We start from the raw sequence: 25,044 nt of genomic DNA, 5'->3' as shown, positions 1-25,044 counted from the left end.
AACATTGGGATGTTACGCCATCGGTTTCTTGCAAACCACAACCTCGGTGTATTCTCCGATGATGCCATGCTCTTTATCGCAGAACCGATAAACGCGAACATTAAATGGTGCCCACTCAGCGATCTGTTGGTGTAGATCATAACCATAATCTACTGTAACGATTGATCCTTCATTGCTAACGGGATTTCCGTGAATTTCAGGCTCTTTAATATCGTGACGCGTTCCGTCTTGATTGAACACAAATCGGCGCTCCCAGCCTGCAACCTGGTTCTTTCGAACCGGAAACGTGCAGATGTATAAGCCACCTGGCTTCAAGGTCCTAAAGACTTCTGAGAAAACTTTCTCAGGATGATAAACATGCTCCATCACATCAAGTGACACAACAATATCAAACTGACCATTAGAGAATGTCTGCTTTTCCAAGTTCTCATTTCTGACCCCGCCAACGACATCGCCCCACTTGTTGTCGGGGAAATACTGTGTCGCAATATATCGAGAACACTCTTTGGCGATAACAGCCGATATTCCGCGAGGTGATGGTGAGGATTCGTGTATGGCCAAATTCCGCCAGTCTGGGCGTTGCTCTGAAAGAACAAGGGCTAATGCGCGTTCACGAGGAACCGAGCCTGTGGGGCACTTTGTGCAGTTAAGATAATCGCGGTGCCAATCATTGTGCCCTTCAAAAACTGTATCCTGCCTACAAACGGGACAGTACCCGAGCAAACGAAAAGGCTTCGGGCGACCATCGTCATTCGTAGTATTCTCCAGCAACATATCCGTCTCCTCCAAAAATGAGGCTTCTTATAGAATCGAGGCCCTTACGATACTAGTTAAAATCTGTATTCCTACTCATAGCTGGTGTCGAATAAGGGTGTCGAGGGAGTTTGGGTACCAGAAGGGTTTCTGGTTCGCATAATAATTTGCAGGATTGCACGCGCAAGATTGGGCACTCTCATGCCCAAAAATGGCCAATGAATCCCTTGTATCTACCAAGCTTTCGGTAAATTCTAACTATCAAAACGTTCAGGGATTGGTGGGCGATGAGAGACTCGAACTCCCGACATCTTCGGTGTAAACGAAGCGCTCTACCAACTGAGCTAATCGCCCCTCACAGAGGGTCTGTGGGGAGCGTTTAGGCGTTTCGCGCGCTATTGGCAAGGGGGTATGCGACACTTTTATGATTTGTTTGAAGAGTTTTTCACAATCGCATTTTTCGTGTTGCGAAGCGCTTGACACTCCCCTGCGAACCCCTTAAACGACGCCTCACACCAGATGAACTTCTGGTTTGCAAAGTGCGCGGGTGTAGCTCAGTTGGTTAGAGTGCCGGCCTGTCACGCCGGAGGTCGCGGGTTCGAGCCCCGTCACTCGCGCCACTTTTGCCCCTTTTAAATCAATGATTTTCCGAAAACTGTTGTTGGAAAAGTTGATGCAAAAGATCAGCTGTTCCGACTTTTGAACGTCATTTGCTATCACGAATGTCAACTCTACCCGCTCTGCCGACGCATATTCAGCAAACAGCGGGATGCGGTGGATAAATGCGGTACTGCATGACATTTGGTTAATTCTAGCAGGACAATTTACGGCATAGTTGACCAATAAATGGTGGTTTAACACCCTTGGACATAAGAAATTTCGGTTAGCCAAGAAGCTTGTTTTGTTGATCAATCCAGACATTGTTTGAGTAGGGATTCTCGCGTTAGTGATTCTTCGCCCTTAATAAGTCTCAGAAACTGAATATGCGCGCTTTACCGAAAACAGGTTCGTCAAGTTTCTCTTCCTCCAAGAACGCCCGCAACGCCGGCAGCATTCTTTCGTGAGCAGATGAGCGCTTCTGTTCAAACCAGAATCAAACGAGAACGATAAAAGTTCTGACATTCGCGTCTGAAACTGATTTGAACATTTCAATCTCAGTTGAGATTCACAAAGGTGAATGTCATCACAACGACCATCAGCCAGAGCCAAAGGTGATTGGATATCATTGAGAGACGGCTCATATTATCCAATCGATCTCCTCTGCACGAAGCGGGACGACATCTTGTTTCCTTTCAAGTATCAATCTTATGACGACAGCAAGTCTTGATTGCGCCGTTGACAGCGCGCCAGTGGTTCGCATAACCATTGATCTGGACAAACTCGTTGTCTTGGGCATCGAAAAGATGACCCTTCACAACAACATCGATGAAAGCAAGGATGCCGCGTCGACCCAATCGATGTTGTTGGAATTGTTCTATGCGTTGTTTGAGTCTCAGGTCGTCGATTGATATCGATAGGGTCGCTCGAAGGGTTGGACTGAAATCTATTTCCCGATCATTACCAATGCATGCCTGAAATCAAACGTCTCTCGCTCTGTTGTCGAGACTCTATTTTTTGTAAACTAAAAGTTCATCGTATAACGCGAGGATTTAGTCGGACATTGCAAGAGCAATGAAGTAATAACGTGCGATAATATAGTAAGTATTTATACAATTATGTTCGCCGGTAGCTTCTCTCGAAGTGATGATAATTGAACATTTGTCGTTCACAAGATGTAGACTCGCGGCCCGCTTGCCTTCCCCACTGCTGAAATCGTCTACCTTTTCAAATTTCGAAATATTTAGTGAAAGCAGTTGCAATGGTGTTTTGTTCTACAAATGTTTTCATTGAAAGAGAAGTGATTGCCATGATTGAATTTGATCAGGGCATGGAGTACTGGATCAGCAACTGCCCGTAAACGAACCAGGATTTTTTATGACAAAGAGCGTAGCGGGTACATTTATACCCGGCTTGAATGGATTGCGTGGAATATCTGCCCTGCTGATAATCGTGTATCACGCTAAAGTACTTTCACTACCCGGCGGTTCTCTTGGCGTTGATGTCTTCTTTGTGCTGAGTGGTTTTTTGATCACATCCATAATTTCTGCGGAATTGGAGCAAACGGGACGCCTCAATTTTCGAAATTTCTATGCGAAGCGCGCATTGCGCCTCTTTCCAGCTCTCGCGCTGGTAGTGATAGCGTTCCTATTATTTAGCCATTTCGTTTTCACATTAATGAGCCCACATGATGATCTCCAGGCGAGCGTATTCACTGCACTGTATTTAATGAACTGGTCGAGAGCGTTTGGTTGGGCACGATTCAATGTCCTTGATCATACTTGGTCGCTTTCAGTGGAAGAACAGTTCTATCTTGTTTGGCCACTGATTTGCATAGGCCTTTTTCGGCTGCCGACGCTTAGAGCAAAAATCATATGTACCTCAATATTGCTCATTGCTTCGATTGTGATCCGATATATTCTTACTTTTAAAGGAGCCAGCACAGATCGGATTTATAACGGCTTTGATACCCGAGCAGATGATCTGCTGGCGGGTTGTTTACTGGCTTTTGCTCTCTCCTCAGCCCGAATAGATGAACTGTGCCGCCAGAAGATGCCAATTTCTCTAAGATTTTGGACACCGGTGAGCGTGGTAATCCTAGTTCTACATGCGATGTTTGTTGATCAATTGTCGAGGTTTGCAAATCTTATCGGGTTTACTATTGTGCAGATTGCAGCTGTAATATTGATCCTCAATGTTCTTTATCGTCGTACCGGTCTGACAAACTCGATATTATCGAACAAGATCGTCGTTTGGCTCGGGACAATTTCGTACGGCCTATATCTATGGCATTTCCCAACATTAATGTTTTTGCAAAAACTGGAACCGCGACCATGGCAGCTTTTAGGCTACAATTTTGCTGTCACACTCGTTTTGGCTGTTTTGTCCTTTTATCTCGTTGAAAAGCGTTTCCTGCAGTTGAAACGTTATTTTGTGTCGAGGGCCGACCAGAGGCAGTTAAATGGTTCCGTAGAAGAGTACGCTGCGTAACCTTCCAATCGACTGTGCCAGATGCGCTTCTTCTCGAGCAGGAAACTCTTATCGCGAAATTGAACAACAGACACTATTATCGTACCTCTTGTCATACGGAGTTCTACGTTCATTTTCATCAGCGAAAGAGGCAAACGGAAGGCTGAGTTGCATTTGTGTTCAATTCTGAGGAGACCAATTATAGTTTTATCCGGTCTGACCCGTGCTTATTGTTTGTGTTGCGTGATGTCCGGGGTGGCCGTAGAGTTTGACTTGCCTTTTGTCGTGTTAATACTAGCTACGATAGAGCAGTATACTTGATACGCTGAGGCGATTCGTTGGTGAGAATTAACACGTACGCCGGTTTCTCGAAGTACGCGGCATTAGCGCGAGTTAATGGCACAATCGATTATTCTCTGAGGATTTTGTCAAAGATATTTCGCCAATTGATGTGCAATACCTATGATGCTGGGTGAATCAGCCGACGCTATATTGGACATTTGTCCTTGTAGCTTCCAATTGCCACGTTTTTATCCTTTTCTGATAGTCAAGATCGGAAGGATCAGAGGTGCATCTGGGTATCATCAGTTACCACGATGCTTTAGCAATCTCTTTTGTAATCGGAATGTGATATGAAGAAAAAGTCATTGAGAGAGCTATTTGACCAACACCATGGGTTTGGCTCGGATAAGTGGCTCTCATATTTTGAGATTTATCAAAAGCAGTTTGAATCTCTTCGTGAGAAAGAAATCAATCTGCTGGAAATTGGCATCCAGAATGGTGGGTCGCTTGAGATATGGGCGCAGTTTTTCCCCAAGGCCCACAGAATTCTAGGGTGCGATATTGATGCGGCATGTGCAAAATTGCAATTCGCCGATCAGCGAATCGACGTGGTTATCGGCGACGCAAGTGATCTCAAAACCTCGCAGAAAATAACCGAAAAGCTCGGAGAGCCTGATATCATTATTGATGATGGGTCGCATCGAGTTGAGGATGTAATTCGTTCATTTGCATTATATTTTCCAAAATTAAGTCCGGGAGGCTTGTACGTTATTGAAGACCTCCATAGCTCATACTGGCCAGATTTTGGTGGCGGCAGTGATCTCCAGTTAAGCTCAATGGGATTCTTGAAATTGCTTACCGATTTACTGAGTAAGGATTTCTGGAAGGAGCCATCAGAAGATTTTGATTATCTTAAACCTTACGCCGATCGCTATGGTGTCTATCTACCAGAGAGCCAGTTCGAAATAGCGGAGATGTCGTTTGCTAATTCTATTTGCGTAATTCGCAAAGCTGACCGCTCGGTTCTAAATGAGAGATTGGTATCGGGTAAAATTTTTGAGGTTGTGGGCCGAATAGAAACAATAGCGTCACAAGATAAAAGCGACGGAAAACTAGTCGTATCCCACGAGCAACTCAAGCAAGCTACTGATATACAAAAGGAATTTATTGAAACTTCATCAAAGGCTCTTGAACTGAAGTCTGAAAATGTAAAGATCCGGCAGGAGATCGTTGAAATCGCCGCAGAAGTAGGTCAACTGCAGTCTGAGAACACGCAATTAAACTCTGAGAACACGGAATTAAGCTCTCAAATGGTGTACAGAGCAACCGAGCTTGAGGCGGTGCATCAGGAGCTTGCCGAACAGCAGGCAGCGCTCGATGCCCGTGAAGCAGATATCCAAGCCAAGGAGTTGCAAATTGAACAACTCAGCACGCGTGTATCTCAACTATTATCCAGTACCTCTTGGGCGATAACCAAGCCGCTAAGAATATTGTCGTCTATGTTGAAATCAATTTGGCCTAATTGAGTCGGGAAGTTGGGTGCCGAATTCCAGCTGACGTTGGAAAGTGATGTGACATAGACAATAGAACCAACTCGTCGTAGAAAATTTTCTTGGCGTATTGACAGCAGAGCGTTGTCGCTCCGACGTGTTCATTCAGCTTTTTAAGGATAGATGGGTGCTTTTCTGCGGATTTAGCTGGTTCGTTCTAGTGTTTTAGCTTCGGTCCAGATTATACGATGAGCGCATTATGGTGTGGTGCAACTTTTGTTCGTTTTAACGGACTAAAGTATAGGCATGAGATCGACACATAATTGCAACTAGTGTGATGTAAGTGCATCTTCGGGTTGAGTACTCCATTGCGTTTGTGTAACTTGCGCGAAGAAAATAGCTTGATTTGCTCTCTCCTAACTTTTGGTCAAAATGAAATCCACTTCATTGAAGAAACAAAACATGGCTTCCGATTGCTGCGCTCGCAGGAAACCTCGGCGGAAGAATTACGTTAGCCAGCTTTGGTCAACGACAAATCTTTCCCGGTTTGCTCTGGTGTCCGGTTTGTTGTCGGCGGGGTTGGGTGTCTTGCCTCCTGAGGGGGCCCGCGCTGATAATCGGTATTGGGATGGCAGCAATACAACTGGAAATGGGGTTATAAATGGTGGTCCTGGAACTTGGGACTCCACCACAACAAATTGGACCGGTTCACTCGGGCAAGTTAATACTGCTTGGTCAAGTACAAATCGCGATACTGCTGTTTTTCAAGGTACACCCGGAACTGGAATCGTCACCGTAGGTGGTGTGCAATCCATTGGCGGTGTGACGTTCAATGTTAATGGATACCAGATTAAATCAGCTACAACAGCCGATGGTTTAAAGCTGACAAATGAACTGTTTGATTCGTCAAACAATTTTAAAGCCGGTCAGGGCATAACGGGCGAAATCAACGCCCAGATATCAGGTGATGCATCATCTCGCTTTGTAAAACAGGACAAAGGAACAATTATTCTTTCCGGCAATAATACCTATCAAGGGGGAACAACCGTCGAAGAAGGAACGCTTCTGCTCAAAGACGGTGGAACACTGGGTGCTACAACAGGATCTACAGTGATATCAGGTGGAACGCTTGATCTTGGCGGCACAACCCAGCAGCAAGATGGCGGTTTAAGTGTTGACGGCGGAACCATAAAGAACGGCACGATAGGTGTTGGATCGGCAACAATTAACGATGGCGGAACTGTTGCTGCTGACGTGCAATTAAATGCCAGTACAAGTGTTACTCAATCTGGTGGTACAATGGCTGGCACAGTGGGCACGCCTGGAGCCAAGACCCCGCTTTATACTCAGACCGGCGGCGAGTTGTCAGGAACTGCAAATGTGAATGCATATAATCTGTCTGGCGATGGTAAACTGACCGGAACCGTCAATACAGATACAGCAACAATAAAGAATAATGGGAATGTCGATGCGGGCGCGCACCTCAATGCTGGCACCAGTATTACCCAATCCGGCGGAACAATGGCTGGCACAGTAGGCACGTTACTGGCCAAGACACCACTTTATACTCAGACCGGTGGAGAGCTATCGGGAACGGCAAATGTGAATGCCTATGACCTGTCCGCCTCTGGTAGGCTTACTGGAACAGTTAATGCGGATACCGTGACGATGACAACCGGCGGTGGAAATGTCGTTGCGGGCAGCACCCTTAATGCTACCACCAGTATTACCCAATCCACTGGCACCATGGCTGGGAATGCAACGACGAGTACCTATACGTTCTCCGGTGGCACTCTGACAGGTACCGTCCATGCGATAACCCTCGATCAAAAACAAGGGACCATTCAGAGCGATAATATTAATGCAACGAATTATAATATTTCCGCTGGTGCGTTGACGGGGACTGTTACTGGACAGAATGCCGTAATCAGCGACTCTGGGATTATCAGATCCAGTGGAACAATCAATGCTGCTACGAGCATCACCCAGTCTATTGGGACAATAATGAATGGTACGGCCACCACGGCGACATATACCTTCTCCGGTGGTTCTCTGACCGGTACAGTCACGGCAACGACGCTTGACCAAAAACAAGGCACGATCGATAGCGATAATATCAAGGCAACACACTACAATATTTCTGCCGGTGCTCTTGCAGGCACTGTAACCGGTGAAACAGCTGTCCTTAGCGGTAGTGCCATAATTCGCTCTAATGGCACCATTAAAACTGTTGGCGGCAGTGTCCAGCAGAAGGATGCCGCAGATATGCACGGAACCGTTGAGACTTCACTCTACGAGCAATCCGGCACAGGTACGATGGATGGACGTGTAAAGACGGATACATATTTGTTGAGTGGTGGCACTCTGGATAGAGCTGATCGTGTAACGACCAAAGCCTTTGGTCAGACCGGCGGTACGATCAATTTCGGTAACGTGATTGCCGACATTAATGTCAGAGCAATGGGGGGAACCATTTCGGCTCTCTCACAAAATGGCATCAATGTGTGGAACACCACCGGCCAAGGTATTAATATTTCCACAAGTGGCGACAGTCCTATCGGCACCGCAACTGGTACGGCAATCACCGCTCGGGAGACGACCGGGAACATCACCATTCGCACCAGCGCGACTGTAGTTGGAACGGCAGGAATTGACGCCACGACCGCAGGTGGTGGTAATGTAAATATTGTAGCTGACGCAGCGGTAGGAGGCACAACTGGTGCTGGAATCTCGGCAGGCTCAGTAGATGGTTTCGTTTCTGTTACAAGCCATGACATAGTGCAAGGCGGTTCTTACGGGATTCTTGCTTCTTCGCAGAACGGTCAGATTGACGTACAGGCGGATAAGGTCGTATCTGGTGCAAATGGCATCAGTGCCAATAATACAGGCACCGGTAACGTAACGGTTACTGCAAACAGTGGGGTATTGGGTACATCCGGTGCCGGGGTTGCGGCCGGTTCTGTGAGTGGCAATGTTTCAGTTACTGCTCGTGATAATGTACAAGGCGGTTCTTACGGCATCTTGGCGTCTTCGCAGAACGGTCAGATCGACGTAAAGGCCGGCAAAATAGTATCCGGAGCAAACGGCATCAGCGCCAACAATACGGGTGCTGGCAATGTAACTGTAACAGCAAGCGGCGGGGTCTTGGGTACATCGGGTGCCGGGATTTCAGCGGGTTCTGCAGGCGGGCATGTTTCAGTCATAGCTCTTGATAATGTACAGGGCGGCTCTTACGGTGTCCTGGCCTCTTCACAGACCGGACAGATCGATGTCCAAACCAATGGCGCTGTGGCAGCCGCAGCTGGTATCAGCGCTAATGCTACAGGAGCCGGCAACGTAAATATCACTGCGAACGGTGCGGTTGCGGGAACGTCTGGAGCTGCTATTTCCGCTGGCTCTGTTGGCGGAAATGTGACGATTGCTGGCAGCGGTGCACTGAACGGCGGCAGTTACGGTGTTTTCGCTAAATCACAAGCTGGCAATATTTCCGTCAAGACTGGCAATGTAATCAGCGGTAATAACGCTGTCGCTCTTGAAACCACTGGCAACGGTGCTATGGAACTTGATCTTGGTGGGGCTTTGACCGCCACGGATACTGCTATCTCTTTCAAGGGCGAAACAACAAATTCCCACGCTTTGCTTGATCAAGATATCACTGCCGGGCAAACCGCATTGCGAAGCAATAGCACCGGTGTGGTGACATTCGACAATTATTCAACGATCAAATCCGCATCAGGAAATGCTGCCAGTTTGACGTTACTCGACAATGTTGCCGGTCAGGCGGTTCTCAATAATTATTCCGGTGGGCAGATGCAGGGTATGCTGTCGTCAGGAGCCGGGGCGCAGACGCTCGTCAACAATATGTCCGGTGGCATTTGGGATATGGGCAATTCGGGCGTATCGAATTTGCTGGGTAGCAATGATGTTATTCAGAACTCGGGGTTGATAAAAGCCACTGGCAACACCCAGCTGAACGGTTTGGAGCGTTTTGAAAACAACGCTGGCGGCCAAATTAGTCTGGTAAACGGTGCCGTCGGTGACAAGTTGACAATTTCCGGTGACTATATCGGACACGCCGGCTCAAATATCGCTCTTGACGTCAATTTTGACAACTCGACGGCTGATGCTGTCACCGTTGGCGGCGTGTTGATGGGAACGACCAATCTGAAACTGAATGCTCTCACTGCGGGCCAGGCTCCGACTGCCTTCGGCAAAACGATCCTTGTTTTGGATGCAGCTAAGGGCGGAGACGGAACGGTAACCGTTGAAGGCCTGCCATCAGGTGGCATCGTGCAGTATGATGTCGCCCGCATTGGTGGATCAGGGAGCGATCCTTCGCGTTTTGTCATTCGTTCCGGTATTAATGGTACAGCCGCAAGTAGTGTGGTCTCCGGCTTTATCGCGGCACAGAACGTTATCGGTTCATCGTTCTTCAAGCCATCGAGCGGTTTGATCTCAGCGCCGGTTGATCCTGACAAGAACCAGTTCGGACTTGCTCCGTGGATCAGAACCAATGGCGGCATGTCCAAAATCGATACCAAGGGTACGATCTATCAGCCTGATGGTACTTCTGTGGAGGCACCCGCAACGATCGAGACAAGCTATTACGGCTATCAGGTAGGCTTGGATAGCGGTTTCTTCAACATCCAGGACACTGGCAGTAACGTTAATTTCGGCATCACTGGCGGTCAGATTTTTGGTAAGTCCGATCAGAAGAACTTTGCGAACACTACGGATTTCAGTTCTGTGTTCTATGGTGCCTACGCTGCCTATACCAAGGGACCGTTCTTCATTGATTTGCAGGTGCGTCAGGAACTGATGGACTACACCGTCAACGTTGACGACCCGATCTTCAAAATTAAGGGCGGCGATGTCGAAGGCAAGCGTATGTCGATTGGCGGTTCAACCTCCTATACGCTTCCGTATAAGGATTGGTCGTTTATTCCTGCTACCGGCTTTACCTATTCAAAGAGCAGCACGGATGACCTGCTGGTCCCGCGCAATATCCTGCTTAACCAGAATGAGGCACGTGTTCGATTCTCCGATGTGGAGAGCTTGATTGGTTTTGGCGGCATTACTGTTTCCCGGAATTTCTTCTTCAAGGACGACCGCATCCGCCTGTCTCCATTCGTCACAGCGACGGCCTACCATGACTTTGCTGGTGATATTGATGCAACACTAACAATGGATCCAAGCAGTTCCAATCCAGTTGTTCTACCAGTCAAGACAGATCGTCTGAAGACATACGGTGAAGTCAGTTTTGGTGCCAATCTTCTAGCATTAACAGGCAAGATCAACGGTGTGGACCGGCTTGTCATCGGCAGCGTGCGCGGTGATTTTCAGTATGGCGAGAATATTATCGGCGGTTCGGTAACAGCTCAGTTCCGCATGCAGTTCTGATCAAACAGCAAATTACCATGTTCGGGTCAAAGCAAAAGCATATGGGACTGGGTAGGTTGGTAAACCGCAACAGCCAGATTAACCTCGTATGTGTGAGATCATCGAATATACGCGCTTTGCAATCCGATGAACGAAGGGCCATTTGATCAGAATGGCGGAAAATTGCTGCACAATCGGGTTGGGAGGGCGGTATCGTGCCAATGCCAATCCTGTTGCACGCGCTTCAGCTTCATCTGTGATCTGCTTGCCATGCTGCACCAAAATGAGTTCTTCTGTTTTCGCAAATAGAGCTTCGCGCGCTGCTGCCAAGGATTCAGTTGCTGGATTGCTGGGATGATAGAACGAGGATCGCAATGTGGCTGCGAGATACGATAGACCCCATTTTTGGTCTGGCTCAAGATGGCAGCCTTCACCCCATTCATTCCAGGCATTGATGAAGATGAAATTCTCAGCTCCCTTTGATTCTTGACGGGTATATGTTCGAAGAAAGCTCAACCATTCCTGGTAAAGATCAGGATTGGCGTTGACGACGATCGTAGGCGTGTTTTGTCGCCGAGCTGTGTTGTCCCAACTCGGTATGATGCCACGATAAAGTGTAAAGGGGGGTGTCGCTCGGTTAGCGCTTTGCGCAATCATTTTGTGGTAATCTACGAGATTGCCTGTGAATTCCGGATTAATCACTTTTGGCGGGTTTTCCGGCACGCTTTTACGGCTATTAAATTTATGGGGAGGAAATTCAACCAGCGCGTCCGCTGCACACTCTTCCGGCGAGGATATATCGTAAAAATCGACTACCGCTATATGAAGATCAGAAAAACCATGTTGTTTTGCCAGTTCGCGCCACTTCGCAAATGTCTTTTTTGGATCAGGTATTTGTTTGGCTCGATAGACAACGAGGAGCGGCTTGCCGTTGACTTTAATATATCGGGAATCCTGAAAATACTCGATCAGACTTTCAATGAAATTTTCTGCGTCATCTTCCGCATATTTTTGCTCAAGCAACACGCTCTTGGTATCGCCATCCCACGTGCGGGTCCAATTCTCGTTGGCCCAGCATAAACAGAAGTTAATATTGATATCAGACTTGAGAAAGTTCTCTGCTGGACGTTCCAGAATGCGTCGGCCGCTGAACCAATAATGATAGAAACAGAAACCATGGATGCCATATAACCGGGCGAGTTCAGCCTGTTCGGCGATTACCGCAGTTTGGCTAAGATCATAGAAGCCCAGTTCCCGCGGGATATGCGGCTGATAGTGGCCTACAAAGTTTGGACGTCCACGCGCCACATTCATCCACTCGGTAAAACCAGGCCCCCACCATTCGGAGTTTTCAGCCACGCGATGAAATTGAGGGAGATAAAATGCAATGAGTTTGGAAGCATCCCTGACAACAGCGGTGTCGTGAGAACCGGACTCATTCAGTCCAGAGAAGGCCATAAACGATGCGTCCGTCGTTAATTCCGTCACTTAAAACTTTCCCTAAGTAGGTCGACCGTACTCGACTTTGATTATGCCGTCTTAATTCAGAGTGACTTGGAATGCCAGTCTCGACCTAAAGGATCGAATGATTCGATTTGATCGCTTATTCAGGGGACTTCCCATCCCCACATAAATGCATTGCTGCGTTGCACAAAGAACAATTGTGAAACCTTCTTGGACTAGGCAGCATGATTCCTTACTCCAGCTCTGATGGTTGCCATCCATGCCCTTGCCGATTCTTGCCCTTGCCATTGCGTCGTTCTGCATCGGTACAACCGAATTTGTCATCATGGGGCTTCTGCCTGAGATGGCCGCTGATCTGAATGTCACCATTCCCCATGCGGGTCTGCTCGTCACCGGATACGCCCTTGGCGTCGTTATCGGTGCGCCCATCATCGCTATCGCCACTGCATCGCTGCCGCGCAAGCCGGTTCTCATCGGTCTTGCGATGCTGTTTGTTATCGGCAATCTTTTTTGTGCCATCGCCCCCAATTACTGGATGCTGATGATCGCCCGTGTGGTCACGGCATTCGGCCATGGTGCATTTTTCGGCATCGGTTCCGTTGTTGCCGCCAGCCTTGTGCCTCGCCACAAGCGCGCCAGTGCCATTGCGCTGATGTTTGCCGGTCTGACACTTGCCAACATTCTCGGCGTTCCGGCGGGCACGGCACTGGGCGAGGTCTATGGCTGGCGCTCGACCTTCTTTGCCGTTGTCGCCATTGGTATAGCCGCAGTCATCGCCATTGCGCTGCTGGTGCCTGCGGCCAAGGAAGAAGAGAAGGGCGGAGGCATTCTGAGTGAGATCAAGGTTCTTGGAAAACTGCAGGTCTGGCTCGCCATGCTGATCTCGGCGCTAGCGTCCGGCAGTCTCTTTGCTGTCTTTACCTATATAAAGCCAATCCTTACCGACGTTTCGGGCATATCGACCTCGGCGGTTACATGGGTGCTGTTGCTGTTTGGTGTTGGTATGACCATCGGCAATGTCATCGGCGGCAGGCTTGCCGACTGGAAGTTGATGCCGACCGTTATCGGCACGCTGGTCACCGTTGTGTTCACCCACGTCTTGCTTGCCGAAGTCAGCGGCACGGCCGTGGCCGCGATTGCAGTTGTGTTCCTGTGGGGCGTTTTGACCTTTGTCATCGTGCCGCCATTACAAATGCGAGTCGTCGAAACCGCAAGTGAGGCGCCCAATCTGGCAGCCACGCTCAATCAGGGGGCGTTCAATGCCGGCAATGCCGCAGGTGCCTGGGTCGGTGGCGCGGCGCTGACATGGGGTGTGTCCTATCAGAATCTTCCCTTTGTGGGAGCGGTGCTGGCTTTGCTGGGGCTCGGTGTGGCGATCTGGTCGCTGCTGCTGGACCGCAAGGCGCAGCAGAAGAAATATGTTTCCGAAGAGGGTGAAAGGCTCAGTCTCGAGCCACTTGCGGGTCTTTAAGCGCCCCTCTTTCCCAGAGTTGGTGAAACAACATTCGCGCCGTGGTGCGAGTGTTGTTTTGCTGCGCGCAGAATATCTGTATTTTGCCCTAAATCGTTTATAGGACCGAATGTCGCAGTTCTAAAAACCACGTCGCGGACGAACAGGCCGGCAAGGCACATTAATATCATTCTAAAGAGCGATTCAGCTGCGTTTTGCGGGCTAAACTGGCGGAAAACAGCAAAATATGCAGCTTTTTACTGATCTGCGTCACGCAATGGTGACCAAATCGGGGTGACACTGGGGCGATTGTTGCACTTGCGCGCATGGCGCTAACGCGCTAACCCTCGCCGCATCGCAGCGGTGTTAAAGCCGGGGCGGTCTGTCGCGTATATGTGGCAGTCATGTGCATAACATGGCATTCTTGTCAGCCTGAGTTCACAAGGCGGAAAAAGTCGGATCATGAACGAGCTTTTAAGTTCCTACCTGCCCATCGTTATCTTCATCGGGGTAGCGCTGGTAATCGGTTTGGCACTGTTGGTTGCGCCTTTTCTGGTCGCATACAAGTCGCCAGACCCGGAAAAATTGTCGGCCTATGAGTGCGGCTTCAACGCATTCGATGATGCCCGCATGAAATTTGATGTCCGCTTCTATCTTGTCTCGATTCTGTTCATCATCTTCGATCTGGAAGTAGCCTTCCTCTTTCCGTGGGCGGTCGCCTTCAGCAAGATCGGCTGGTTCGGTTTCTGGTCGATGATGATCTTCCTCGGCGTTCTGACAATCGGCTTTATTTATGAGTGGAAAAAGGGAGCGCTGGAATGGGATTGACCGACAGCAATACCACCCTCGTTGCACCGAGGCCCAAAGGTATTATTGACCCCAATACGGGCAAGCCTCTGGGTTCCGATGATGCGTTTTTTGGTGAGATCAACAATGAGCTTGCCGACAAGGGATTTCTCGTCACATCTGCTGACGCGCTTGTCACCTGGGCGCGTACCGGTTCACTGATGTGGATGACTTTTGGTTTGGCATGCTGTGCCGTCGAAATGATGCACACATCGATGCCGCGCTATGATGGCGAGCGCTTCGGCTTTGCGCCGCGCGCTTCACCGCGTCAGTCCGATGTGATGATCGTAGCCGGTACGCTGACCAACAAGATGGCCCCGGCGCTGCGTAAGGTCTATGACCAGATGCCAGAGCCGCGCTATGTCATCTCAATGGGCTCCTGTGCCAATGGCGGCGGTTACTACCACTATTCCTATTCGGTTGTGCGTGGCTGCGATCGCGTCGTTCCGGTTGATATCTATGTTCCCGGCTGTCCGCCCACTGCGGAAGCGCTGCTTTACGGTGTTCTGATGCTGCAGAAGAAAATCCGCCGCACCGGCACGATTGAGCGATAGGAGAGGGCGATGTTTGAAGAAGCATTGAATGAACTCTCCGGTTATCTCACGGAAAAGCTGGGCTCTTCGCTGAAATCCGTAGCACTTGCCTATGGCGATCTGTCTGTCGAAGTGGAAGCGGGTGCGCTGATCGATACGCTGACATTCCTGCGTGATGATGTGCAGTGCCAGTTCATCTCGCTGATCGATATCAGTGGCGTGGATTATCCGTATCGTTCGCATCGCTTTGATGTGGTTTATCATCTCCTGTCCCCGCGCCAGAACCTGCGCATTCGTGTGAAGGTAGCAACCGACGAGGATACGCCGGTGCCATCAGCAACGCCTGTTTATCCGGGTGCTGACTGGTACGAACGCGAGACCTATGATCTCTATGGCGTGCTGTTCTCCGGTCATCCGGATTTGCGCCGCATCCTGACCGATTACGGTTTTGAAGGGCATCCGCTGCGCAAGGACTTCCCGCTGACAGGCTTCGTCGAAGTCCGTTATGACGATGAGGTCAAGCGCGTGGTGTATGAGCCTGTGGAACTGCGGCAGGAATTCCGCAATTTCGACTTCCAGTCACCCTGGGAAGGCACTGATTATGTGCTGCCCGGTGATGAGAAGGCGAAGGTGAACTGAGTGCGCTCGAATACAGATGTGTAAGACGCCAGGAAGCGAAATATGACTGAACACAGCGTCCGCAACTTTAACATTAACTTTGGCCCGCAACATCCTGCGGCACACGGTGTTTTGCGCCTTGTGCTGGAATTGGATGGCGAAGTGGTCGCACGCGTTGACCCGCATATCGGTCTTCTGCATCGCGGCACTGAAAAGCTGATGGAAGCCAAGACCTATTTGCAGGCCGTGCCCTATCTCGACCGTCTCGATTATGTGGCGCCGATGAATCAGGAGCATGCCTATGCGCTGGCTGTCGAACGTCTGCTCGGCATTGAAGTGCCCAAGCGTGGTCAGCTGATCCGCGTTCTTTTCTCGGAAATCGGCCGTATTCTCTCGCATCTGCTCAATGTGACCACGCAGGCCATGGACGTTGGCGCCTTGACACCGCCGCTCTGGGGCTTTGAAGAGCGCGAAAAGCTGATGGTGTTTTATGAGCGCGCCTGTGGTGCCCGTATGCATGCGGCCTATTTCCGTCCCGGTGGGGTGCATCAGGACCTTCCTGATAAACTTGTCGAAGACATCGGCAAGTGGTGCGACCCATTCCTGCAGACCGTCAAGAACCTTGATGACCTGATCACCCCGAACCGCATTTTCAAACAGCGCAACGTCGATATCGGTGTTGTGACACTGGAAGATGCATGGGCATGGGGTTTCTCCGGCGTCATGGTGCGCGGTTCGGGTGCCGCATGGGATCTGCGCAAGTCGCAGCCTTATGAATGCTATTCCGAGATGGAATTTGATGTTCCGATCGGCAAGAACGGCGATTGCTATGATCGTTATCTGATCCGCATGGAAGAAATGCGCCAGTCGGTTCGCATCATGCGCCAGTGCGTCGATCTCCTGCTCGGCAAGGAGCGGGTAGGGCCTGTTTCCAATATGTCGGCCAAGATCGTTCCGCCGAAGCGCGGTGAGATGAAGCGGTCGATGGAAGCATTGATCCATCACTTCAAGCTTTACACCGAGGGCTATCACGTCCCAGCCGGTGAAGTTTACGCCGCCGTCGAAGCGCCAAAGGGCGAATTCGGCGTGTTCCTCGTCTCCGATGGTTCCAACAAGCCGTATCGCGTCAAGCTGCGCGCTCCGGGCTTTGCCCATCTCCAGGCCATGGACTTCCTGTGCCGTGGTCACATGCTGGCCGACGTCTCCGCTGTCCTCGGCTCGCTCGATATCGTATTTGGTGAGGTTGATCGCTAATGTCCGTCCGTCGTCTTGCAGAAGATAGCGTCCAACCAGCAGCGTTTGCGTTCAATCGCGAAAACACTGCCTGGGCCAAGCTGACCATCAAGAAATATCCCAAGGGCCGCGAACAGTCGGCTGTCATTCCATTGCTGATGCGTGCGCAAGAGCAGGATGGCTGGGTCACCAAGGCAGCAATCGAACATGTTGCAATCATGCTCGACATGCCGCTGATCCGCGTCTTGGAAGTTGCGACGTTCTACACGCAATTCCAGCTGAAGCCGGTCGGAACCCGCGCCCATATCCAGGTTTGCGGCACAACACCATGCATGCTGCGCGGTTCGGAAGATCTGAAAAAGGTCTGCCAGCATCGCATTCATCATGACCAGTTTGAACTCAACGCATCAGGCACCTTGTCGTGGGAAGAGGTGGAATGCCTCGGCGCCTGCGTCAACGCCCCGATGATCATGGTATTCAAGGATACCTATGAGGATCTGACGCCGGAACGTCTCGAAGAAATCATCGATGCGTTTGAAGCTGGCAAGGGTGACACGATCACCCCGGGACCGCAGATTGATCGTCATCTATCGGCTCCTATTGGTGAGCGTACATCGCTTACAGGTGGCAATGGCGTTGCCAAGCCAAAGGCTGCGGCGAAAGCTGCCAATGGCGCGGCCGTCCCGCCAACCAATGCGGCCAAGCCAGTAACGCATGATGTGACCACCAGTGAGGCGATCAAGTCGCCATCGAAGGTGAAGGCATCGAAGGCATCGGAAGATGCGGCATCAAAGCCCGCTGAACCAACACCTGCTGCGGCGCGTGCGATCAAGAACCCCAAAATTGCCGAGGGTTCACTGGGCGAAAAGCCATCGGTGCAGTCAATCAAAGTTCCTGCCGTTTCGCTTGAGGACAAGAACCGCCCCGCAGCAATCGAAAAGCCAGCCGTCGTAGACGATCTGGAGTTGATTGCTGGCGTTGGTCCAAAGATTGCAGGCATTCTGCACGAGCTTGGCATCTACACATATGCCCAGGTCGCCAGCTGGAAAAAGGCTGAGCGCGAATGGGTTGATGGTTACCTGAACTTCAAGGGCCGTATCGAACGCGACGACTGGGTGAAGCAGGCCAAGGCCTTGGCCAAGGGCGGCGAAGCCGAGTACATCAAGGTTTTCGGCAAAAAGCCGAGATAATATCATTGGCGGAAACGATAGGCGTTTCCGCTGGAGAATGGACGAAGAGAGTAGGACGGGTGCGATATGCTCGCTGACAAAGACCGCATCTTCACCAATATTTACGGCCTTTTCGACAAATCGTTGAAGGGTGCGATGTCACGCGGCCAATGGGATGGCACAGCGGGGATCATCGCCAAAGGCCGTGACTGGATCATCAACGAGATGAAAGCCTCCGGCCTGCGTGGCCGTGGTGGTGCCGGCTTCCCGACGGGTTTGAAGTGGTCCTTCATGCCCAAGGAAAGCGATGGTCGCCCGCATTATCTCGTTATCAATGCAGACGAATCCGAGCCGGGCACCTGTAAAGACCGCGATATCATGCGCAATGATCCGCATACACTGATCGAAGGCTGCCTGATTGCCGGTTTCGCCATGGGTGCCAACACCTGCTACATCTATGTTCGCGGTGAATATATTCGCGAGCGTGAAGCGCTGCAGGCGGCCATTGACGAATGCTACGATGCCAAGCTGCTCGGCAAGAACAACAAGAACGGCTGGGACTACGACATTTACGTCCATCACGGCGCTGGCGCTTACATCTGCGGTGAAGAAACGGCCTTGCTGGAAAGCCTTGAGGGCAAAAAAGGCCAGCCGCGCCTGAAGCCGCCATTCCCGGCCAATATGGGTCTTTATGGCTGCCCGACAACCGTCAACAATGTTGAATCCGTTGCCGTTGCCCCGACCATCCTGCGCCGTGGTGCTGCGTGGTTCTCCGGCATTGGCCGTCCGAACAATGTCGGCACCAAGCTGTTCATGATCTCCGGCCACGTCAATCGTCCCTGCACGGTTGAAGAGGCCATGGGCATCACCTTCCGCGAACTGGTTGATAAGCATGCGGGCGGTGTCCGCGGCGGTTGGGACAATCTGCTGGCGGTTATTCCCGGCGGTGCATCCTGCCCGGTTGTTCCGGCTGCTGACATTATCGATTGCCCTATGGATTTCGATGGCCTGCGCAACGTCAAGTCGTCTTTCGGAACGGCTGCGGCTATTGTCATGGATAAATCCACGGATATCGTTCGTGCGATTGCGCGCCTGTCCTACTTCTTCAAGCATGAAAGCTGCGGCCAGTGCACACCATGCCGTGAAGGCACAGGCTGGATGTGGCGCGTCATGGAACGTATGGCAGTCGGCAATGCGCAGAAGCGCGAAATCGACATGCTGCTCGACGTGACCAAGCAGATCGAAGGCCACACCATCTGCGCGCTTGGCGACGCGGCTGCATGGCCGGTGCAGGGTCTGATCCGGCACTTCCGTCCTGAGATCGAGCGCCGCATTGATGAATTCACACGCAATGCTTCTTCGGCAAGCCCCGTGCTTGTTGCAGCAGAGTAGGGTTGAGGGGACATGCCGGATAACAAGACAGACAAAAAACCGGGCGCAGACTGGTCGGCAGTGATGCCGAAGCAGATCGTTCCGGCTGCCAATCTGCTGACGCCGCCCATAGGCGCGCTGGCGGCTGCGTCTGTTTTAAGTCTCGGTATTGCCAGCCAGATGTGGGGCCTGTGGGCCGGTGCTCTGGCCGGTGTGCTTGATGCCAATACAAAATTGAAGCCGCTGGGTACTTTGCCTGAGGCTGATGCCAAACAAGCACCAGATGTTGCTGAATTGAAGACGATCATACGCAAGAAGTCGGTGGAAACTGCTCCCAAAGCCGTTACCGTCAAGGCTGCTGAAGTTCCGGTCACTGTTTCCGCTGCACCGGTAAAGCTGGTTGCTACGGAAAAATCTGTTGTGCCCGATGATCTGAAGCGGATTTCGGGTGTCGGTCCAAAGCTGGAACAGGTTCTGAACGGCCTTGGTGTCTACACCTATGCCCAGATTGCGGCGTGGTCGGCGCAAGAAGTCGCCCGGATCGATGATCATTTGAAGTTTGGCGGACGTATCGTGCGGGATGAGTGGACGGCGCAGGCCAAAGCTCTCCAGACCTCATCAGGGGGGCATTGAAATGGAGATACATTCCAGGCGCGATGTTCTTGATGTACGCGAATGCGTGATTACCAATTCCATCTTTGACGATGTCAATCTGTCGAACACCGGATTTAACAACGTTAACCTGTCTTGTGTGCGGATCGGTAATACGAACCTCAGCAATTCAAAAGTTGAAGATGTGAACCTTTCCAATACCTTGTTCACAAATGTTAATATGAGCAATGTTAAGATCGAAAACGCCATGCTCGCAGGAATGACGATCAATGGCGTTCCCCTGAAAGATCTGTTTGAAGCTTATGAAGCGGCAACCCGTGCCGGAGAAGAATAATGGCAAAGATCAAAGTCGACGGTAGGGAAATCGAAGTACCGGATCACTACACGCTTCTGCAGGCTGCAGAAACGGCGGGTGCCGAGGTGCCGCGTTTCTGTTTCCATGAGCGTTTGTCGATCGCCGGCAATTGCCGCATGTGCCTGATTGAAGTGAAGGGCGGACCACCCAAGCCTGCCGCTTCCTGCGCCATGGGCGTGCGCGATCTGCGTCCGGGCCCGAATGGCGAAACTCCGGAGATTTTCACCAACACGCCCATGGTCAAGAAGGCCCGTGAAGGCGTGATGGAATTTCTGCTGATCAACCACCCGCTGGATTGCCCGATCTGCGATCAGGGCGGCGAGTGCGATCTGCAGGATCAGGCCATGGTGTTCGGCATCGGTGCATCGCGCTACAAGGAAAACAAGCGCGCCGTTGAAGACAAGTATATCGGACCGCTCGTCAAGACGGTGATGACCCGCTGCATTCACTGCACCCGCTGCGTTCGCTTCACGACGGAAGTTGCCGGTATTTCCGAGCTTGGCCTCATTGGTCGCGGCGAAGATGCCGAAATCACCACCTATCTCGAACAGGCGATGACATCGGAATTGCAGGGCAATGTGATTGACCTTTGCCCAGTCGGCGCACTGACATCGAAGCCCTATGCTTTTCAGGCCCGTCCGTGGGAACTGACCAAGACCGAATCCATTGACGTGATGGATGCTGTCGGCTCATCGATCCGCGTCGATACGCGTGGCCGCGAAGTGATGCGCGTACTTCCGCGCGTCAATGAGGCTGTCAACGAAGAGTGGATTTCCGACAAGACCCGCTTCATCTGGGATGGTCTGCGCACCCAGCGCCTTGACCGCCCCTATATTCGCAAGGATGGCCGTCTCGTTCCGGCAAGCTGGCCGGAGGCTTTCGACGCAATCAAGGCTGCTATTGCCAAGACGACAGGCGACAAGATCGGCGCGATTGCCGGTGATCTTGCCACCGTCGAGGAAATGTATGCGCTGAAACAGCTCGTTACCTCGCTTGGCTCTGCCAATATTGACGGGCGTCAGGACGGAACGGTGCTGAACACCGCCAATGGCCGCGCGTCTTACATCTTCAATCCAAGCATTGACGGTATTGAAGATGCTGATGCCATCCTCATCATCGGTTCCAACCCACGCTATGAAGCTTCGCTGCTCAATGCGCGTCTGCGCAAGCGCTGGCGCGCCGCTGGTATCCCGATTGCACTGATCGGCGAACAGGCCGACCTGCGCTTCAACTACGAATATCTCGGCGCTGGTGCTGATACATTGGCGGAACTTGCCAATGGTTCGCTAAAATTCCACGCGGTGCTGAAGAAGGCCAAGAAGCCAATCATCATCATCGGGCAGGGCGCTCTCAGCCGTGCGGATGGTAATGCGGTTCTGGCGCTTGCCGCCAAGATCGCTGCGGACACTGGCGCACTTGCCGATGACTGGAACGGTTTCGGGGTTATTCATACTGCTGCCAGCCGCGTTGGCGCACTCGATATCGGTTTCGTGCCGGGCGAGGGCGGCAAGTCGGTTGCCGAAATGAAGGGCGCACTCGATGTGCTGTTCCTGCTCGGTGCCGATGAGTTGAACTGGGCGGACAAAGGCAGTGCCTTCACCGTTTATATCGGTACCCACGGCGATCAGGGCGCACACAATGCTGACGTAATCCTGCCGGGTGCGACCTATACGGAAAAATCCGGCACTTACGTCAACACGGAAGGCCGTGTGCAGATGACCAGCCGTGCTGCTTTTGCGCCCGGCAATGCCAAGGAAGATTGGGCGATCCTGCGCGCACTGTCCGATGTGCTTGGCAAGAAGCTGCCATTCGACACGCTGGCCGCACTGCGCGCCAAACTTTATGCAGAATACCCGCATTTGGCTGTCATCGACGCCATCAAGGCCGGTGACGCTGCCGATATCCAGAAACTGGCCAATGCATCGGGCACCGTTGAAAAGACGGCCTTCGTATCGCCAGTGCAAGACTTCTACTTGACCAACCCGATCGCCCGCGCCTCCGCCGTCATGGCTGAATGTTCCGCGCTGGCCAAGGGCGGGTTCAAGCAGGCGGCCGAGTAGGCGGGGAAGAGACTGATATGGAAATTTTCGCAACCTACATCCTGCCGCTGCTGATTATCCTTGGAAAATCAGTGCTGATGCTCGTGGTGATGCTGCTGATCATCGCTTACCTGCTTTACGCGGATCGCAAGATCTGGGCGGCCGTTCAGTTGCGCCGTGGTCCGAACGTGGTTGGCCCGTTCGGTCTGTTGCAGTCCTTTGCCGATCTTTTGAAGTTCGTCGTCAAGGAACCGATCATTCCATCTGGCGCCAATAAGGGCATTTTCCTGCTGGCACCACTGGTTTCCTCGGTGCTTGCCATGGCTGCTTGGGCGGTCATCCCGGTCAATGAAGGCTGGGCGATCGCCAACGTCAATGTTGGCATTCTCTATGTGCTCGCCATTTCATCGCTGGAAGTCTACGGCGTCATCATGGCCGGCTGGGCATCGAACTCAAAATATCCGTTCCTCGGTGCGCTCCGCTCTGCTGCACAGATGGTTTCCTATGAAGTCTCCATCGGTTTCGTCATTGTCACCGTTCTGCTCTGCGTCGGTTCGCTGAACCTCACGGATATCGTCCTGTCGCAGAAAACGGGCCTTGGCACGATGGTCGGCCTGCCAAACACATTCCTGGACTGGCATTGGCTCGGCCTGTTCCCGATGTTCGTCATTTTCTTCATCTCGGCGCTTGCCGAAACCAACCGCCCGCCTTTCGATCTGGTCGAAGCGGAATCGGAACTCGTTGCCGGTCATATGATCGAGTATTCGTCGACCGCGTTCCTGCTGTTCTTCCTTGGTGAATATGTCGCCATCACGCTGATGTGCGCACTGACGACGATCCTGTTCCTCGGCGGCTGGCTGCCCCCGGTGGATGTATGGTTCCTGAACTGGGTACCCGGCATCATCTGGTTCATGCTCAAGCTCTTCTTCGTCTTCTTCATGATCGCCATGGTGAAGGCATTCGTTCCGCGTTACCGCTATGATCAATTGATGCGTCTGGGTTGGAAAGTGTTCCTGCCGATCTCGCTCTTCATGGTCATCGCAACCGCGGCCTTTCTTAAAATCACCGGCCTGACACCGTAAGGAGAATCAGCATGGCACAACTCGCACAAGCTGCTAAATCGCTCCTGCTGGCGGAATTCGTCGGGGCATTCTTCCTGTCGATGCGGCAGTTCTTCGCGCCGAAGGCGACGTTGAACTATCCTTACGAAAAGGGACCGCTTAGCCCGCGTTTCCGTGGTGAACATGCGCTGCGCCGTTATCCCAATGGCGAAGAACGCTGCATTGCCTGCAAGCTCTGCGAAGCGATCTGCCCGGCACAGGCCATCACCATCGAAGCTGGCCCGCGCCGCAATGACGGAACGCGCCGCACGGTGCGTTATGACATTGACATGGTGAAGTGCATCTATTGCGGCTTCTGTCAGGAAGCCTGTCCTGTTGATGCCATCGTTGAAGGTCCGAATTTCGAGTTCGCCACGGAAACCCGTGAAGAGCTTTATTATGACAAGGACCGGCTGCTCGCCAATGGCGATCGCTGGGAACGCGAACTGGCCCGGAACATCGCAATGGATGCGCCGTACCGGTAAGAATTGAGTGGATGGGGCGTCGTCTCATCCGAGTGCGCGCATGTGTCTTAGGGCAGGGTGCTTCTACCCGGCAGGAACATGCGTTAAGAGGCTGCGAATACGCGGAAGCTTCCGTGAATCGCTTTAAAAATGGCAGAACAGTCTGCCGGAATGGAAATCGGGGGAACCCATGCTGACAGGTATTGCGGCGGCGTTTTTTTATCTCTTCGCCTTCATCACCGTCGCCAGTGCGTTCATGGTGATTGCGGCGCGTAATCCCGTGCACTCCGTGCTGTTTCTCATCCTCGCCTTCTTCAACGCGGCGGGGCTCTTCCTGCTGACCGGTGCTGAATTCCTGGCGATGATCCTTCTTGTGGTCTATGTCGGCGCGGTTGCCGTCCTCTTCCTCTTTGTTGTGATGATGCTGGATGTGGACTTTACCGAGATGAAGCGCGGTGCATTACAATATGCACCCATTGGCGCGCTTGTCGGCATGATCCTCGCCGTTGAACTGATCGTCGTTCTCGGTGGCTCGATCTTCGCGCCGAGCATTGGACGGGTTGTCGTTCAGCCAACGCCTGATGTGGCGACGCGCACCAACACGGCAGCGCTCGGCGACATCCTCTATACGGATTACATCTATTACTTCCAGATTGCCGGTCTCGTGCTTCTGGTCGCCATGATCGGCGCGATTGTGCTGACGCTTCGCCACAAGGAAGGCGTGAAGCGCCAGAACATCTCGCAGCAGGTCGCACGCACGCCCGAGACGGCCATCGAGGTCAAGCAGGTCGAAACGGGCAAGGGTATTTGACAGGAGCGC

The 25,044-nt window shown here is 51.9% G+C and carries 19 protein-coding genes and 2 tRNA genes; 18 read left to right on the top strand and 3 right to left on the bottom strand.

Translation table 11 applies throughout. The annotated features are described in order from the left end of the window. Positions 1–12: 12 nt before the first annotated feature. Together BLU05_RS19660 and BLU05_RS19655 are read right to left on the bottom strand one after the other, a co-directional pair. Positions 13–774 (bottom strand): methyltransferase domain-containing protein, encoded by a 762-nt coding sequence (locus BLU05_RS19660; RefSeq protein ID WP_091883790.1) that lies wholly within the window; start codon positions 772–774, stop codon positions 13–15. Between the two features lie 257 nt (positions 775–1,031). Beyond that, a tRNA-Val gene (locus BLU05_RS19655) sits at positions 1,032–1,107 on the bottom strand. Between the two features lie 189 nt (positions 1,108–1,296). On the opposite strand from BLU05_RS19655, the gene BLU05_RS19650 reads away from it, so the two are divergent. The 5 genes from BLU05_RS19650 to BLU05_RS19625 all read left to right on the top strand — a co-directional run bounded on the left by BLU05_RS19650 (position 1,297) and on the right by BLU05_RS19625 (position 10,991). Beyond that, positions 1,297–1,373, top strand: a tRNA-Asp gene (locus BLU05_RS19650). A 687-nt stretch (positions 1,374–2,060) separates the two neighbouring features. Then, the gene (locus tag BLU05_RS19645; protein WP_091883789.1) at positions 2,061–2,261 is read left to right on the top strand and encodes a hypothetical protein; all 201 of its coding nucleotides are present in this window, start codon (positions 2,061–2,063) and stop codon (positions 2,259–2,261) included. A gap of 466 nt (positions 2,262–2,727) precedes the next feature. Continuing rightward, the gene (locus tag BLU05_RS19635) at positions 2,728–3,840 is read left to right on the top strand and encodes an acyltransferase family protein (protein ID WP_091883785.1); all 1,113 of its coding nucleotides are present in this window, start codon (positions 2,728–2,730) and stop codon (positions 3,838–3,840) included. 611 nt (positions 3,841–4,451) lie between these two features. Further along, positions 4,452–5,627 carry a class I SAM-dependent methyltransferase gene (locus BLU05_RS19630; protein WP_091883784.1) on the top strand — a complete coding sequence of 392 codons (1,176 nt, stop codon included), beginning with the start codon at positions 4,452–4,454 and terminating at the stop codon, positions 5,625–5,627. 519 nt (positions 5,628–6,146) lie between these two features. Continuing rightward, entirely contained in the window at positions 6,147–10,991 is a 4,845-nt protein-coding gene (locus BLU05_RS19625) for an autotransporter-associated beta strand repeat-containing protein (protein ID WP_175540676.1), read from the top strand. A 78-nt stretch (positions 10,992–11,069) separates the two neighbouring features. Here the strand turns inward: BLU05_RS19625 and BLU05_RS19620 are convergent, their stop codons facing one another. Further along, a complete protein-coding gene (locus BLU05_RS19620) occupies positions 11,070–12,458 on the bottom strand; it encodes a glycosyltransferase WbsX family protein (RefSeq protein ID WP_210184621.1) in 1,389 nt (462 codons plus the stop codon). A 235-nt stretch (positions 12,459–12,693) separates the two neighbouring features. Between BLU05_RS19620 and BLU05_RS19615 the strand changes: the two genes are divergently transcribed. From BLU05_RS19615 to BLU05_RS19555, 13 genes are all read left to right on the top strand, one after another. Continuing rightward, complete coding sequence (locus BLU05_RS19615) at positions 12,694–13,905, top strand: MFS transporter (protein ID WP_091883779.1); 1,212 nt, start codon at positions 12,694–12,696, stop codon at positions 13,903–13,905. A gap of 441 nt (positions 13,906–14,346) precedes the next feature. After that, entirely contained in the window at positions 14,347–14,712 is a 366-nt protein-coding gene (locus BLU05_RS19610) for an NADH-quinone oxidoreductase subunit A (RefSeq protein WP_091883778.1), read from the top strand. Then, on the top strand, positions 14,703–15,284 hold the full coding sequence (locus BLU05_RS19605; RefSeq protein WP_091883776.1) for a NuoB/complex I 20 kDa subunit family protein: 582 nt from the start codon (positions 14,703–14,705) through the stop codon (positions 15,282–15,284). The genes BLU05_RS19610 and BLU05_RS19605 overlap by 10 nt, the downstream gene beginning before the upstream one ends. Before the next feature lie 9 nt (positions 15,285–15,293). Then, positions 15,294–15,902: an NADH-quinone oxidoreductase subunit C gene (locus BLU05_RS19600; RefSeq protein ID WP_091883775.1), complete on the top strand. Its 609-nt coding sequence runs from the start codon at positions 15,294–15,296 to the stop codon at positions 15,900–15,902. Positions 15,903–15,944: 42 nt separating this feature from the next. Beyond that, on the top strand, positions 15,945–17,135 hold the full coding sequence (locus BLU05_RS19595; RefSeq protein WP_091883774.1) for an NADH-quinone oxidoreductase subunit D: 1,191 nt from the start codon (positions 15,945–15,947) through the stop codon (positions 17,133–17,135). Further along, on the top strand, positions 17,135–18,304 hold the full coding sequence (locus tag BLU05_RS19590) for an NADH-quinone oxidoreductase subunit E (protein ID WP_091883772.1): 1,170 nt from the start codon (positions 17,135–17,137) through the stop codon (positions 18,302–18,304). Before BLU05_RS19595 ends, BLU05_RS19590 begins: the two co-directional genes overlap by 1 nt. A gap of 66 nt (positions 18,305–18,370) precedes the next feature. Further along, positions 18,371–19,675 (top strand): NADH-quinone oxidoreductase subunit NuoF, encoded by a 1,305-nt coding sequence (gene nuoF, locus BLU05_RS19585; RefSeq protein WP_091883771.1) that lies wholly within the window; start codon positions 18,371–18,373, stop codon positions 19,673–19,675. A gap of 12 nt (positions 19,676–19,687) precedes the next feature. Next, entirely contained in the window at positions 19,688–20,287 is a 600-nt protein-coding gene (locus tag BLU05_RS19580; RefSeq protein ID WP_091883769.1) for a hypothetical protein, read from the top strand. A gap of 1 nt (position 20,288) precedes the next feature. Continuing rightward, complete coding sequence (locus tag BLU05_RS19575) at positions 20,289–20,600, top strand: pentapeptide repeat-containing protein (RefSeq protein WP_091883768.1); 312 nt, start codon at positions 20,289–20,291, stop codon at positions 20,598–20,600. Next, positions 20,600–22,681: an NADH-quinone oxidoreductase subunit NuoG gene (nuoG, locus tag BLU05_RS19570; protein WP_091883766.1), complete on the top strand. Its 2,082-nt coding sequence runs from the start codon at positions 20,600–20,602 to the stop codon at positions 22,679–22,681. The genes BLU05_RS19575 and nuoG overlap by 1 nt, the downstream gene beginning before the upstream one ends. A gap of 17 nt (positions 22,682–22,698) precedes the next feature. Then, a complete protein-coding gene (nuoH, locus tag BLU05_RS19565) occupies positions 22,699–23,742 on the top strand; it encodes an NADH-quinone oxidoreductase subunit NuoH (RefSeq protein ID WP_091883765.1) in 1,044 nt (347 codons plus the stop codon). A gap of 11 nt (positions 23,743–23,753) precedes the next feature. Continuing rightward, entirely contained in the window at positions 23,754–24,245 is a 492-nt protein-coding gene (gene nuoI / locus BLU05_RS19560; protein WP_091883764.1) for an NADH-quinone oxidoreductase subunit NuoI, read from the top strand. A 169-nt stretch (positions 24,246–24,414) separates the two neighbouring features. Then, positions 24,415–25,035, top strand: a complete 621-nt coding sequence (locus BLU05_RS19555; RefSeq protein WP_091883762.1) for an NADH-quinone oxidoreductase subunit J — start codon at positions 24,415–24,417, stop codon at positions 25,033–25,035. Positions 25,036–25,044: the final 9 nt, after the last annotated feature.

Source organism: Phyllobacterium sp. OV277, assembly GCF_900104355.1.
GTDB lineage: Bacteria > Pseudomonadota > Alphaproteobacteria > Rhizobiales > Rhizobiaceae > Phyllobacterium.
Note: the sequence above shows the minus strand (reverse complement) of the source record. Positions and strands in the feature narration are given on the sequence as shown.

Bases quoted from the DNA above. Each gene is read 5' to 3' on its own strand.
- BLU05_RS19660 (WP_091883790.1), bottom strand. From the start codon at position 774: ATGTTGCTGGAGAATACTACGAATGACGATGGTCGCCCGAAGCCTTTT.
- BLU05_RS19645 (WP_091883789.1), top strand. From the start codon at position 2,061: ATGACGACAGCAAGTCTTGATTGCGCCGTTGACAGCGCGCCAGTGGTT.
- BLU05_RS19635 (WP_091883785.1), top strand. From the start codon at position 2,728: ATGACAAAGAGCGTAGCGGGTACATTTATACCCGGCTTGAATGGATTG.
- BLU05_RS19630 (WP_091883784.1), top strand. From the start codon at position 4,452: ATGAAGAAAAAGTCATTGAGAGAGCTATTTGACCAACACCATGGGTTT.
- BLU05_RS19615 (WP_091883779.1), top strand. From the start codon at position 12,694: ATGCCCTTGCCGATTCTTGCCCTTGCCATTGCGTCGTTCTGCATCGGT.
- BLU05_RS19610 (WP_091883778.1), top strand. From the start codon at position 14,347: ATGAACGAGCTTTTAAGTTCCTACCTGCCCATCGTTATCTTCATCGGG.
- BLU05_RS19605 (WP_091883776.1), top strand. From the start codon at position 14,703: ATGGGATTGACCGACAGCAATACCACCCTCGTTGCACCGAGGCCCAAA.
- BLU05_RS19600 (WP_091883775.1), top strand. From the start codon at position 15,294: ATGTTTGAAGAAGCATTGAATGAACTCTCCGGTTATCTCACGGAAAAG.
- BLU05_RS19595 (WP_091883774.1), top strand. From the start codon at position 15,945: ATGACTGAACACAGCGTCCGCAACTTTAACATTAACTTTGGCCCGCAA.
- BLU05_RS19590 (WP_091883772.1), top strand. From the start codon at position 17,135: ATGTCCGTCCGTCGTCTTGCAGAAGATAGCGTCCAACCAGCAGCGTTT.
- nuoF (WP_091883771.1), top strand. From the start codon at position 18,371: ATGCTCGCTGACAAAGACCGCATCTTCACCAATATTTACGGCCTTTTC.
- BLU05_RS19580 (WP_091883769.1), top strand. From the start codon at position 19,688: ATGCCGGATAACAAGACAGACAAAAAACCGGGCGCAGACTGGTCGGCA.
- BLU05_RS19575 (WP_091883768.1), top strand. From the start codon at position 20,289: ATGGAGATACATTCCAGGCGCGATGTTCTTGATGTACGCGAATGCGTG.
- nuoG (WP_091883766.1), top strand. From the start codon at position 20,600: ATGGCAAAGATCAAAGTCGACGGTAGGGAAATCGAAGTACCGGATCAC.
- nuoH (WP_091883765.1), top strand. From the start codon at position 22,699: ATGGAAATTTTCGCAACCTACATCCTGCCGCTGCTGATTATCCTTGGA.
- nuoI (WP_091883764.1), top strand. From the start codon at position 23,754: ATGGCACAACTCGCACAAGCTGCTAAATCGCTCCTGCTGGCGGAATTC.
- BLU05_RS19555 (WP_091883762.1), top strand. From the start codon at position 24,415: ATGCTGACAGGTATTGCGGCGGCGTTTTTTTATCTCTTCGCCTTCATC.